This is a genomic window from Caballeronia eucalypticola, from assembly GCF_047608185.1.
Taxonomy (GTDB): Bacteria; Pseudomonadota; Gammaproteobacteria; order Burkholderiales; family Burkholderiaceae; genus Caballeronia.
Genome location: NZ_JBLKRU010000064.1, coordinates 24,084 through 37,446 on the forward strand (window position 1 = coordinate 24,084; position 13,363 = coordinate 37,446).

At 55.3% G+C, this 13,363-nt stretch carries 9 protein-coding genes and 1 pseudogene; 8 read left to right on the forward strand and 2 right to left on the reverse strand.

Annotated elements, in window-relative coordinates; genetic code table 11:
* The first annotated feature begins 50 nt into the window (after positions 1–50).
* The 8 genes and pseudogenes from ACMX25_RS37130 (at position 51) to ACMX25_RS37165 (ending at position 8,501) form a co-directional block, all read left to right on the forward strand.
* Positions 51–581, forward strand: coding sequence for an Lrp/AsnC family transcriptional regulator (locus tag ACMX25_RS37130; RefSeq protein WP_414954849.1), 531 nt, complete (start codon positions 51–53; stop codon positions 579–581).
* Positions 582–696: 115 nt separating this feature from the next.
* Positions 697–1,329 (forward strand): annotated as a pseudogene (locus ACMX25_RS37135) (adenylate kinase); the annotation flags it as partial.
* A gap of 72 nt (positions 1,330–1,401) precedes the next feature.
* Positions 1,402–2,541: a 3,4-dihydroxy-2-butanone-4-phosphate synthase gene (ribB, locus tag ACMX25_RS37140; protein ID WP_414954861.1), complete on the forward strand. Its 1,140-nt coding sequence runs from the start codon at positions 1,402–1,404 to the stop codon at positions 2,539–2,541.
* Positions 2,542–2,885: 344 nt separating this feature from the next.
* Entirely contained in the window at positions 2,886–3,122 is a 237-nt protein-coding gene (locus tag ACMX25_RS37145; RefSeq protein WP_414954850.1) for a hypothetical protein, read from the forward strand.
* Positions 3,123–3,548: 426 nt separating this feature from the next.
* Positions 3,549–4,337 carry a creatininase family protein gene (locus ACMX25_RS37150; protein ID WP_414954851.1) on the forward strand — a complete coding sequence of 263 codons (789 nt, stop codon included), beginning with the start codon at positions 3,549–3,551 and terminating at the stop codon, positions 4,335–4,337.
* 324 nt (positions 4,338–4,661) lie between these two features.
* Positions 4,662–5,801 (forward strand): LLM class flavin-dependent oxidoreductase, encoded by a 1,140-nt coding sequence (locus ACMX25_RS37155; protein ID WP_414954852.1) that lies wholly within the window; start codon positions 4,662–4,664, stop codon positions 5,799–5,801.
* Between the two features lie 7 nt (positions 5,802–5,808).
* Complete coding sequence (locus ACMX25_RS37160; RefSeq protein WP_414954853.1) at positions 5,809–6,597, forward strand: enoyl-CoA hydratase/isomerase family protein; 789 nt, start codon at positions 5,809–5,811, stop codon at positions 6,595–6,597.
* Positions 6,594–8,501 (forward strand): AMP-dependent synthetase/ligase, encoded by a 1,908-nt coding sequence (locus ACMX25_RS37165; RefSeq protein WP_414954854.1) that lies wholly within the window; start codon positions 6,594–6,596, stop codon positions 8,499–8,501. The genes ACMX25_RS37160 and ACMX25_RS37165 overlap by 4 nt, the downstream gene beginning before the upstream one ends.
* A gap of 995 nt (positions 8,502–9,496) precedes the next feature.
* Here the strand turns inward: ACMX25_RS37165 and ACMX25_RS37170 are convergent.
* Entirely contained in the window at positions 9,497–10,471 is a 975-nt protein-coding gene (locus ACMX25_RS37170) for a chemotaxis protein CheB (RefSeq protein ID WP_414954855.1), read from the reverse strand.
* 261 nt (positions 10,472–10,732) lie between these two features.
* Positions 10,733–13,363: alpha-ketoglutarate dehydrogenase (mdeB, locus tag ACMX25_RS37175; RefSeq protein ID WP_414954856.1), on the reverse strand; the 2,631-nt coding region annotated here is incomplete at its 5' end.

Sequence of the window (13,363 nt, forward strand, 5' to 3'; positions counted from 1 at the left end):
TAACGATACGACTCCACGACACCTATCCCATCAGTGAGGAGGCCGGGGCCATGAACGTCGCGATAGAGAGAAATGACCTTACGCTGGATAGGATTGATCTGAATATCTTGAATGAGCTTCAAGAGGACGCCAGTTTGACAAACCTCGAGTTGGCCGCTCGGGTTAAGTTGTCCGCTTCTCCTTGTCTGGTGAGAGTCAAGAACCTGGAACGTCAAGGTGTTATCAGCCGGCGAGTTGCCGTCCTGGACGCGTCTCTCTTGGGCCTTGTTGTCACGGCAATCGTCGAAATTAGTCTTGAGCGCCAGGGGATGCATGCCCGAGAGCGCTTCGCCGACACCATAAGAGGCCTGACCGAGGTAATGGACTGCTACATGATGACTGGTCCGATCGACTATCTTTTGCGGGTGGTGGCAAGAGATCTTGCTGAGCTCGAATACATCATTACGAACAAACTGACGTCTCTTCCAGGTGTGGCCAGCATCCGGTCGAATGTTGTTCTGAAACGGCTTGCAAACAAGACTGCTCTTCCGATCGACACATCACGGCCCATGCAGATTCAAGGAATGCCGAGAGAGTATTAGTTGTATTGGTGAATCGGCGTCGACAATTTATCAGTAAAGCATGCGAATTTATCGATGAATCCGTTGGGCCTGAATTAAGGCGGCACGGCACCGTCCGTGAAAAAGGGGACAAAAAGTGAAGCTGATTTTGCTGGGGCCTCCGGGTGCAGGTAAGGGCACTCAATCCCAACTGCTGGAGGCGCGTTACGGAGTGGCTCAAATCTCGACCGGTGACATGCTCCGCGCCGAGGTTAAGGCGGGCACGGTCATCGGACTCGAAGCAAAGAGCGTGATGGATGCTGGAAAGTTGGTCTCGGACGACATTCTCATTCGCATGATTGCCAGCCGCATCAAGCGACCGGATTGTGCGAAGGGCTTCATCCTGGATGGATTTCCGCGTACCACGCCGCAAGCTAGCGCGCTGGACAAGATGTTGCAAGACCAGGAAATCGAATTGGATGCGGTCATTGAGCTCGCGGTCGACGCCGCGGCATTGGTTGAGCGAATCTCGGGCCGATCCACGTGTGCCAGTTGCGGGGAAGGCTACCACGACCTCTTTAAGCGGCCGACAATACCCGCTATATGTGACAAATGCAGGGGTACTGAGTTTATCCGCCGGCCGGATGATAACGCCGAGACCGTCCACGCCCGTCTCAGCGCCTACAACGCCCAGACGGCTCCGATCATCCCTTACTACAGAGCGAAGGGGCGGCTCTTTAGCGTGGATGGTATGGCCAAAATGGCCGATGTTGAAGCGGAGATAGAAGCGGTCTTGCGCCGGGTCAAAGCAGCAAGCGCGCACACCGCGCCGAGCGCACAGAGGTCATTCAGGAGTTTGCAAATGAGCAAGGTGGCATCGACCATAAAGCGCGAAGAACTGCACGATTGCATCTCGAGCACCTCAGATATCATCGAGGAAGCTCGAGCAGGTCGCATGTTCATTCTAGTGGACGACGAAGATCGCGAGAACGAAGGCGACCTTATCATTCCCGCGCAGTTCGCAACGCCAGACGCGGTTAACTTCATGGCCAAGCATGCGCGTGGATTGATCTGCTTAGCGATGACACGATCCCGCTGTGAATCACTGGGCCTCCCCTTGATGAATCAGTTTAACGGCTCACGGCTAGAGACGGCCTTCACTGTCTCGATCGAGGCCCGTGAGGGTGTGAGCACAGGCATTTCAGCTGCTGACCGCTCCCGTACAATTTCAGTAGCCGTCGACCCGCAAATGGGCCGCGGCGATATTGTCTCTCCGGGCCATGTCTTTCCGCTGATGGCTCGCGACGGCGGTACCCTTGTGCGGGCGGGGCATACAGAAGCCGCTGTGGATATCTCCCGCTTGGCTGGGCTTGCCCCAGCCGGCATGATCTGCGAAATCATGAACGAAGATGGCAGCATGGCCAGGCTGCCGGATCTGGTCGCTTTTGCGCAGCAGCACGGTCTGAAAGTGGGGACCATCGCCGACCTCATCTCATACCGCCGCCGCACTGAAAAGCTCCTGGAGGTCGTAGAACATGGCGAGTTTACTGAGCCGAACGGAACTCATTGGCGGATCGTCGTATATCGAAATTTAGTAGATCAGGTGGAGCATGTTGCTTTCATCATCGGTGACTTGGGAGGAGGCGATCCTGTCCTGGTACGCATGCATGCAGTGGATACCATGAGCGACATTATGGGTGGTCACCACCTTGCGTCCTTACGCGGTGCGGCCCGTATGCTGGCAGCAGCAAACCGCGGTGTTGTCGTCCTCATCCGCGAATCACGTCCGACCGCAGTTTCAGAGCGTGTACGTTTCATAATGCACCCGCAACCGATGGAGTCGGCCCTGCGTGATTACGGGGTTGGTGCCCAAATCCTTGTCGATCTTGGCGTGAAGGACATGATTCTTCTTTCTAATCATGAGCGGACAATAATCGGCCTGGAAGGCTATGGGCTGAACCTCGTGAAGCAGCATGAAATCGATCGGGTATACGACTATTAGGAATACGAATTTAATAAAGATCTCTTATTTTAACCCATTCCTATCTGGGCATCCGTGTCCGGCGATGACTCAACCCGCACCGAGCCGCGCTGATTGACGGATGATGAGCACGGTGCAGTTGATCATGACCCTCAGTGGATATCTCGGCGAATCGATCTCTGCCGATTCCAGTGTCATGCGTTATAAATTCGCATACAAACTCTACGCCCTAGCAACCATGGACGCGTTGTCGCGATAACTTTACGGATTGTGCGAAGGGACAGGACTCCTTCGGTATTACCTGCAAAGTGGAAAAGGGGACGTCGGCTGACCCTTAAGCAGAGCCGAGTTTGAAGGAGAAGCAAATGGAAACGGCTGAGAGGTCTTTGCGATTCATGGTGGAAAAATGGCTTTTGATGGTTCCTTCAGTGCCGGTTCGGGTTACACGAGGAAGTGGCGCACGCTCGAATCAGGGGCGCTATGTGCGCGTCGAGGCATTGCAATCGGCAGACACGTTTGCAATCTATTTATTCCGTCAAGGCGACGGTACCTGGGATGTGTTCCCGCCTGACGCCGAACGCCCGTCGATGAGTGTTTATTGATGTAGGGCGCGTTTAGGATATCTGCGCATGTGACCGAGCGCTGGTAGCGTCGACAACCGAGATGGGGTTCACTGTGTTTGGCGAATCAAACCAACTCCCGCGTGAATACGAGCGAGATCTGAACGAGTGATATGTGCTTGGTACGACACAGCCACTGCAAGGGAGTTTTTCAGATCGTCTACCACCCCGACGCCGCGACCGTAAAGCGTCTTCAAGGCTACTTCCGCGCCTTACTGTTGCCTGCGGAAGCCGCTGAAGCCGCTGAAGCATGCTTGCGCGAAAACTCCGAAAGGGGGTTGCTTATCGTGTTGTGGTTCGAGCAGGTCCGACTCTGCGAATGACAAACAAAGAGCTAAATAATGTAATGCATTTTCAACTCATGACACTAGATCCTACTGTACGACTCGAAACAAGAGGGGGCAAATCGTGAATAATCTTGAGCAAGCGGCGGCGAGACATCTCGCCGATATGACGTTCGAGGACGTGTTCAGTGCCTTGGCCAACGGCTTTGATAGCGTCATTATTCCTTGTGGGGCGATTGAGCAGCATGGACCTCATCTGCCTCTAAGTATGGATGCTGATCATGCGGAAGCTCTAGCAGTCGAGGTCGCTGCGTTGTTAGGCCGTACTTTGATTGCGCCCACTATACAAGTGGGCTGCTCGAAACATCATCTGGCCTTTCCCGGCACTATCTCATTGCAAGAGGAGACTTTCACGGCAATCTGCCATGATTATTGTGTGAGTCTCGCGAAGCATGGGTTCAAGCGTATTTATCTCTTTTCAGCCCACGTGGGAAACTTCAATGCCCTTCGCGCGATGCTTCCGCGTGTCCGTGAGGCGCTCGGAGCGTCCACTCAGGTCTTCGCATATACGGACCCTCGGGCGTGGCTTCTCGAGTGGCGATCTGCGGTTGAACGTGCTGGAGGCGACCCTGAGTCCGTTGGCGGGCACGCCGATATCGCTGAGACGTCACTCATGATTCATCTTCGTCCGGATAGTGTTCGGCATGAAAAGCTGGTGGCAGGACATGTTGGTCTGATGACGACCGAGCAATTGAACATGATGTGGAAAAACGGGATCGCCTCGATCACGCCGAACGGCGTTCTAGGCGATGCACGGGGATCGACGCGTGAGATAGGAGAGAGTTGTCTGCGCGGCACCGCCAAGCTCCTCGCCTCGACATTTGCCGCCGAAGCGTCCTTGGCAAACGGTTAGTGATTAACCAAACAGATGTCTATCGGGCAAGTGGAAGATCAATAGGACTTGTCCATACGGACACCTCTTTTTATGTTTGCGCAGAGCAGACAGCCGACCGTTTGGGAAGTATGAATGGCTCGGCTTGCTAAGCACGGCAATAGACATTCGCGGGAGCGCCGAGGGAGATCTTCGGACTCAATGAAAGCGGATTGCAGTTCAAAGGAGCGCTTTACCGCATAGTCTGCTGTTAGATGCAAATTTATGGCAATAAAGAATAAAAAATTCTGCCAAATATACGGCAATATCAATCCACAACTTTGACTACCGAGTAAGGAATATCAAATGGCATTGAAAATTGGTTTTTGGTCGGAGCAGGAGACGCAGGTCGGCCACAGCTATTCGAACAGGTTGCACGAATTGGTTCGTGAGACCCTGCTGGCGGAGCAGATGGGGTTCGATTTTGTCGCCCTGTCGGAACAACACTTTGCCTTGGGCGGTATTTCGAGCTCTGCCCCGGAAGTGGTCTTTGGCTATCTCGCGGCCGTCACCTCGAGAATTAAGCTGCGTCCTGCCGTGGCGTTGATGCCCAAAGCCATCAATCATGCGCTTCGTACTGCTGAGCGGTTAGCAGTTACCGACATTCTTTCGAACGGACGTATGGAGATGTATTGTGGCAGAGCGAATACCACAATCGCGATGCGTGCGTTTAACGTGTCGCCCGATGAAACGCTGCCGCAAATGGAAGAGGGAATGGCCCTGCTTCGCAAAGCGATGCGCGAAGATGTGTTCACCTTCGAGGGGAAGTATTATCAAGTGCCTCCTAGGTCGCTTGTACCGAAGCCATTGCAGAAACCCTATCCGGTGTTGGGTGTCGCGGCAACGAGCGAGAACAGCCATGCTTGGGCGGGCTCAGAGGGTCTGGCTGTGATGAGTCACGCCATTTACCAGGGTTGGGAAAAGCAAAAGGGGCTGCTCGATACATACTGGAAGAATTGGAAGCGCGACGAGACGGGACCCTTGCATAAGCCGCGCGCCGGTATGCCGCTGTTCATCGGGATCGGCAAAACCGACCAGGAAGCCAAAGACGACTTCGCTGAACCCCTGATGCACTACGCTCGTATCTCGACCGATGCGTACCCGCGACTTGCGAAGCTAGCTGGCGATTATGCCTATATGGCCGATAGCGTGCCATCGATGAAACGTGCAGGCGAAGATTGGGACTACCTCTTGAACGAATCCGCCACGACTGTCTGCGGAAGCCCCGATACCGTCATCCGTCAGTTGGAACAGTACGAGAAACTTGGGATCGATGAAGTGCTGCTTCATATGGATTCGGTGCCTCACGAAAAAATCATGTCGGCAATCGAGATGGTTGGCCGGTATGTCATTCCCCACTTTAGCGATCGCAATAACATCGTGCGGCCATTGGAAGTGGTTCTCGACAAGATCCGCGCTATGCGCCCCCAACAGACACAAGGATAATTCGCAAATGGACTCCTCTTCCCACTATCAGCATTTGAATGTCGAACATCGTCCTTCCGGTGTTGCAATCGTCACGATGAATCGCCCCGAGATCCTGAACGCTATCAATTGGGACATGCACAGTGAGCTCGAACATGTATTTGGCGATTTGGACAGGGACAGTTCGGTCAAAGCGATCGTTCTGACCGGCGCTGGGCGCGGGTTTTGTTCTGGCGGTGATCAGAAGGCCGACGATACTGATGTGGTTCCTTCGCCCACGCGAGGCGGGCGCCACCTCATTCGGAACATGCTTGAGGTGGAAGTACCGATCATTGCGGCTGTCAACGGCGTGGCCGTAGGCTTGGGCGCCACGCTTGCTTTGCTATGCGACATGATCTACGCCAGCCCGACGGCGCGGTTCGCCGACACTCATGTGAATGCCGGCGTTGTCGCGGGTGACGGCGGTGCCGTTATTTGGCCACTTCTTCTCGGGCCGGTTCGCGCGAAGCATTATCTAATGACGGGTGACTTTGTGAGCGCGGATGAGGCACTCTCGATGGGCATGATCAACAAAGTTGTCGAGGGCGACAAGCTCCTCGAGGCGGCGATCGACTATGCTGAGCTTCTTGCGAGCGGTCCTCGCGATGCGATTGTCTGGACAAAATATAGCGTGAACAAGATCGTCAAGCAGTATGTGCATCTGGTCCTTGATACGTCGATCGCCCTCGAAACGATTACCTATAATTCACCTGAACGTAAGGAAGCGGTCGCCTCGTTTGCGGAGAAGCGCAAGCGTTTCGGAGACCATCACAAATGACCACTGCTGCATGGACTTCTGGAAGTCAGTTTTCCACGACTACCATTCCAGAGCTGTTTATGGCGCGGCTAAGGAGTCAGGGAGAAACGAACGCTTTTTTTCAGAAGAGAGAAGGGACGTGGACACCGACGACTTGGAAAAATTATGCAAACGCGGTTTGTTCGGTTTCCACTGCGTTTCAGAGAGTGGGCATAGCAAGGGGTGAGCGGATCGCCATTATGGGCGACATATCGCAGGAGTGGCTTATCGCCGATATGGCGACAATTTGCTCGGGTGCCGTCACCGTGGGCATTTATTTCACGTCATCTGTAGAAGAAGTTCGCTACTACCTGGAAGATGCAGGGGTGCGACTGGCTTTTGCTGGTAATGTTGACCAGCTTCGAGTAATCGAGGCGGCCGATCAGTCCCGTCGCCTTGTCAAGATTGTCGTGTTGGACCCGGCCTGGCGACGATCGGCAGGCGAAAGTGCCGAGAACGTGATGTCGCTCGCAGAGTTCGCATTACCTTTTGCAGGCGATGAAATTGCTTATCTCCGCAAGGAGTCTGAGACTGCAAAATCAACGGATATAGTGAGCTTAGGTTACACCTCAGGAACCACCGGGTCACCAAAGGGTGCGGTGCTTACGCACTTGTCCATGTTGGGGGGCGCATTCACGTGGCCAACCTTCTGCCCGGCAATACTGACCGAGCCGCAGCGAGTGGTCATACATCTGCCGCTTTCGCATACGGTAGCGCGCGTCCAAGCGATGGCGCTTCCGTTGATCACGAAGACAGTTCCTTATTTCGTTGATGTATCTGCGGCATTCGCGCAATGTATCCGGGAAGTTAAGCCGACGTGCTACATGGCACCGCCGCGCTTTTATCAAAAATTTGCGACGCAAATCATCAATTACGTCAATAGCAGCTCTGCCGCCGATCAAGCCAACTATCATCTGGCACTAAAGATTGCCAGTGAGGTCCTTGCTGACCGGTTGGGAGGGGGGCAGACTGACCCCTTCAAAGAGCAACTGTACTCTGCGTGTCAGCATTTTGTATTTAAGCCGCTGTTGACCAAAATTGGGTTTGACGATCTTAAGTATCCCTATACTGCGTCGGCACCAATGCCGCATGAGGTGGTGACGCTGTGGCAGCTCTGGGGTCTCAATCTAAGAGAGACCTACGGCCAGACTGAAATGGTCGGTGGAAATCTGGCTCAGCTTGCTGATTGGTCAAAGCCGGGAAATTCCGGAATTCCGTTAAAGGACCCTGCTTGGGAGACACGTGTTCTTTCGGATGGGGAAATGATCGTCAAAGGACCGGGATTGTTTATTGGGTACTGGAATAAAGAGGTGGAAACCAGATCTGCCTTACAGGATGGCTGGCTGCATACCGGAGACATAGTGGAGGTCGGGGCGGATGGTTCGTTTAAGCTGATTGACCGGAAGAAGGAACTTATCAACACCGCCGGCGGTAAAACTATCAGTCCCGTCCAGATTGAAAATGAGCTCCGTCAGAGTCCGTACATCACCGAGGCCCTGGTCATCGGGGAGGGTCGAAAATACCTCACCGCTCTGATCGAAGTCGATCCGACGCTCACCATGGACTGGGCCAAAACGCGCGACGCATCAATAGCAAGCTACGCTGACTTAGCGGCGTCCGAGGACGTAATCAGTTTGATCCAAGGGGAAGTAACGAAGGCGAATTCCAGGCTGGCTCGCGCCGAGCAGATAAAAGCTTTCAAGATCTTTCCCGAAGAACTCACCCCAGAAAACGGAGTGATGACTGCGACGCGCAAGAAACGCCGAAAGCCTTTGATGGAACGCTACGAGAAAATTATCGCCAGCCTTTACGACGATACCGAGGAGCAACTAATCAAGGGGCAAGTCGTTGGTGCCGAGTCTTCCGCTTCAGCTCGTCAGAATTGAGTGAAAATGGGCGGAACGACTGGCGGGGATTGCGGTGTGCGCTGAACGCGTATAGGCGTATTGCGCGGTCCGAGGATATAAGCGAATCGCGTTCACGCTCAATTACGCCATCAGGCAGAGAGCGAAGCCAAGAGGGATATCTCCAGTGCGTTGAGGACGAGGTAGTCGTGATTGGCCTTCGCTAGCCAATATACGCCGACAAGGTTACTCGTCCGCGGGAGAACTCACGGGCTCGAATATCCACCGCCCGTGCCCTTCCCAAAGCTCTGCCCCGGGTCGGAAGTAATGGATCGCGGTACGTTGTGGTACCCGGCAATTGTCCCGATCGCCCTTATCCATTTTCGGACTGTATGAATACTGTACACAACAAGCCCATGCCCGGCACTTAGCTCCATTATTTTTGGCTTGGACGCATGCATTGAAATACTTCCATCCGTTACCTATGAGAAGTTTCGTTACACGCCGTGGGTGCTGTGCGTGTGCGCCTGCCGGCAAGCTTGGATGGTCGATGAAGGATCATCGCTCGCCACCGTAAATGATATCTGCTCGCTATTTCTCCATGTCCAAGCAAAAATTCTCCAAACGCCCAAATATTCCAGAGTCAGAAGACAACGACGATACATGTAACGTTGCTTCTGACGAGAGCTCCGAGCGTCCGCCGATTCGCGGAACGCAGGTCAAAAACGTCGATACGCTAGCGGGTAAAACTCCATGGGGGTGGACTGCCCCTGGTCACTATGATTGGATGGATGAGCACTTGCCCTTTTGGGACTGAGATGGAACTTCTGAGACCTGAAGCACTTATCGTAGTGAACAAGCTTTCTATCAAGGGGCGCCGATTATCGGCATTTCACAATGCTCGCCTACGCGAGTGGAATCGCGAGGGAAAACTTGACACTCGGCTCGCCAATTGATCGACGACAATTTCAGATGGCCGAACCTTCCTGGCTTGACAGTGGCGCTCGCAGAATTTCGCAAGCCTGCCTACACCGCGTTTAGGAATTCCTTAAGAGATCCAGGACAGTTTTCTGCGCCGCTTTGAGTCGCTGGATTCGCGCTGTTAGCTCTGCCGTTTGGTCAAACTCGGCGGTCGCTAATAGCTCATTTGATAATGAAGCACGTTCCTGAAAACCGCGCACTATAGACCACAATGCATCTTCGGACTGCCGGCATTGAGCGTCTGCTAGCGAGACACCGGAAAATGCATGACCTGTGTTGCAACGGTAACGTAGCGGGGCACTGGCGCCTATCGTCCACATTACGCTGCCGCAGTCCGGGCAGGTTAGATCGCTAGGCTTGCCGATGGAACGGAATTCAGTCGGGTTCGAACTACCTGTTAGTGCAATGTGTGCCTCGATATTGGCCGCCGAATGTACTCCCTCATTGTTTAGGAAATCTGCCGTTGCTGGCGTCTCCACCATTTGTAGAATGCTCCAACCAAGTATTGCTATTGGTGCGACGACAGCAGTTTTAACTGCGCGTATAGCATTGCGAGGCATACCCGGCGCTGGGCATTCAGCTGGTTCTTGTACGACTGCGATCCCCCCACAGGCATGTATCAATTGCAATCCCGCAGCGCCATCGTCGAGATCACCTGTCAAAACGATACCGATCACGCGGGAACCGTAGCCGATGGCAGCCGAGCGAAACAAGGCATCGGCGGAGGGACGCGCTGAGTTTTCTTTTGGTGCAACTGAAAGGATAATCTTTCCCTCTTGAATCAGCAGGTGACGATCCGCGGGAGCAATATAAATGACAGATTGCTGGATATCGTCTTGGTGCTCAGCCTGCCTCACCAGAAGGTTGCACTCTTTCTGCAGCAGCAGACGAAGGTTGCTTGGCTGTGCGTCAATATGCAAAACGATAAAGACGGAAGCCGGCAGATCCGAAGGCCATGCGGAAACTAGCTTTTTAAGCGCCGCAAAACCGCCGATCGAGGCGGCAATAACGATGATGTCTCTATTTTTCATCACAATATCCTTAGTCGCCTTTACCTTGGGAATTTTCTTTAAAGAGCGCGGATGTCTCGCACAAATGCCGAAGGTCCGTGCTAAGAAAAGTGGCTAAAACAGTGTCACCTATAGTGAATTTGCTTTGACATGTGCGCCCGTCGGATCCGCTTAAAAAGTAAACCATGAGGGTTCCGCGCACGCTCCCAATGGGAAAGCTCGCGTTCTCGCCGCTTGCTTGCGCTAAGACGGCAACTGATGAGGTTGCCGATACAATTCGCATTACCGCTGCCAGGGAGCGCCCAGCGCCGACGCCACCTTCCCATACTGCTGCGACGCTTTTCGCACGATGGCGATATCGATCTCCCCGTCCTCGGCCAGTGCTTTCAGCGCTGCAATCACAATGGATGCACGATCCACCTCGAAGAACTCGCGCAGTGCCTGACGCGTGTCGCTGCGACCGAAGCCGTCGGTGCCGAGCGTCACGTAGCGACGCGGCACGTAAGCGCGGATCAGTTCGGGCACGGCGCGTACATAGTCCGTTGCCGCGATCACCGGGCCGCGCGATGCAGACAACATGGTGCTCACATACGGCGCCGGAGCCATCTCGCCGAGACGCGCAAGCCGTTCAGACGCCATGCCGTCGCGCTGCAATTCGGTGAAGCTCGTCACGCTCCATACCGCTGCCTCAATGCCCCAATCGTCGCGCAACATTTTCTGCGCCGCGATGACCTCGACGAGTATCGCGCCGGCGCCGAGCAACTGCACCTGCGCCGTCGCGTCCGGTGCCGTCGCGAGCGGATACATGCCTTTGAGGATGCCCTCGCGCAGGGTCTCGAGGTCGCCGCCGGGCACCGATGGCTGCGCGTAATTCTCGTTCATCACCGTGACGTAATAGAACACGTCGCGTTGGCGCTCGACCATCTCGCGCATGCCTTCGTCGACGATAGCCGCGAGCTCATAAGCAAACGCGGGATCGTAGGCGCGGCAGTTCGGTATCGTCGATGCCACCAGGTGGCTGCTGCCATCCTGATGCTGCAGCCCTTCGCCGCCAAGCGTGGTCTTGCCCGCAGTCGCACCGATCAGGAACCCGCGTGCGCGCTGGTCCGCCGCGGCCCAGATGATGTCGCCAATGCGCTGAAAACCGAACATCGAGTAATAGATGTAGAACGGCAGCATGGGCAAATCGTGCACGCTGTACGACGTCGCCGCGGCAATCCATGACGACATTGCCCCCGCTTCCGAAATGCCCTCTTCAAGAATTTGTCCTTTGGTGTCCTCGCGGTAATAGAGCATGGAACCGAGATCTTCCGGTTCGTACAACTGCCCGAGCGGCGAATAGATGCCGACCTGTCGGAACATGTTCGCCATGCCGAAGGTGCGCGCTTCATCGGCGACCACGGGCACCACGCGAGGGCCCAGCGTTGCATCCTTCATCAGCGTACCGAACATGCGCACGATCGCCATGGTGGTCGACATCTCCTTGCCGGCCGCGTCGATGGCGAACTGGCCCCAGGTTGTCATCGGCGGGACGATCAGCGCCTCCGACGCCACTCTCCGCCTTCTGGGCAGATAACCTCCAAGACCTGCGCGCCGTGCGTGCAGGTACTGCATCTCCGGACTGTCTTCCGCAGGTTTGTAGAATTTGACCGCTTCGACATCGGCGTCCGACAGCGGCAGGCGAAAACGATCGCGGAACGCCTTCAGGTCATCGAAGCCAAGCTTCTTTTGCTGGTGCGTCGTCATCCTGCCCTGACCCGATGTACCCATGCCGAAGCCTTTCATCGTCTTGGCAAGGATCACGGTTGGCTGGCCTCGATGACCCAGCGCCTTCGCGTAAGCCGCGTGCAGTTTGCGCACATCGTGGCCGCCACGGCGCAAGCCGTCGATATCTTCATCGCTCAGATGCGAAGCCAGCGCGGCGAGTTCGGGATTCTGGCCGAAGAAGCGCTCGCGGTTATAACCGCCATCGTTGGCCGAGAAGGTCTGGAACTGGCCATCGACCGTATGGGCGAACGCACGCAGCAACGCGTTCGTCTGATCGCGTGCGAAGAGCGCGTCCCAGTCGGAACCCCACAGGACCTTGATCACGTTCCAGCCCGCGCCAATGAACTGCGCTTCAAGCTCGTCGATAATGCGGCCGTTGCTGCGCACCGGTCCGTCGAGCCGCTGCAGATTGCAGTTGATGACGAACACCAGGTTGTCGAGTTGTTCGCGCGCAGCGAGGGATAACGCGCCAATCGATTCCGGCTCGTCCATCTCGCCATCGCCAAAGAAGCCCCACACCTTGCGGTCCTGCGTCTTCGCAAGGCCGCGGTTTTGCAGGTAACGCATGAAGCGCGCTTGATAGATCGAGTTGATCGGACCGATGCCCATCGAGCCCGTGGGGAACTGCCAGAAGTCCGGCATGAGCCACGGATGCGGATACGAACACAGTCCGGGTCCTGCTATCTCCTGCCGGTAATGCTCCAGATGTTCTTCGCTAAGAAAGCCTTCGAGGTACGCGCGGGCATACACACCCGGCGATGAATGCGGCTGGAAATAGACAAGATCGCCACCCGTGCCCACGCCCGCGTCCGGTGCAGCCGCGCGGAAGAAATGATTGAAGCCCACTTCGAAGAGATCGGCTGCGGACGCATAGCTCGCTATGTGACCGCCAAGCTCGCCGTAAGCCTTGTTGGCGCGCACGACCATCGCGAGCGCATTCCAGCGCAACGCGGCGGCGAGCCTTTCCTCGATCTCCAGATTGCCCGGATAACGCAGCTGCTCTGCAACAGGAATGGTGTTGATATAAGGCGTGACACGCGCACGTGACGACTCGATACCCAACGAAAGCGCATGCTCCGCGAGGCGGTCATAAAGGTATTGCGCGCGATCCCGGCCGACGTGTTCGGTGACTGCATCCAGCGCCTC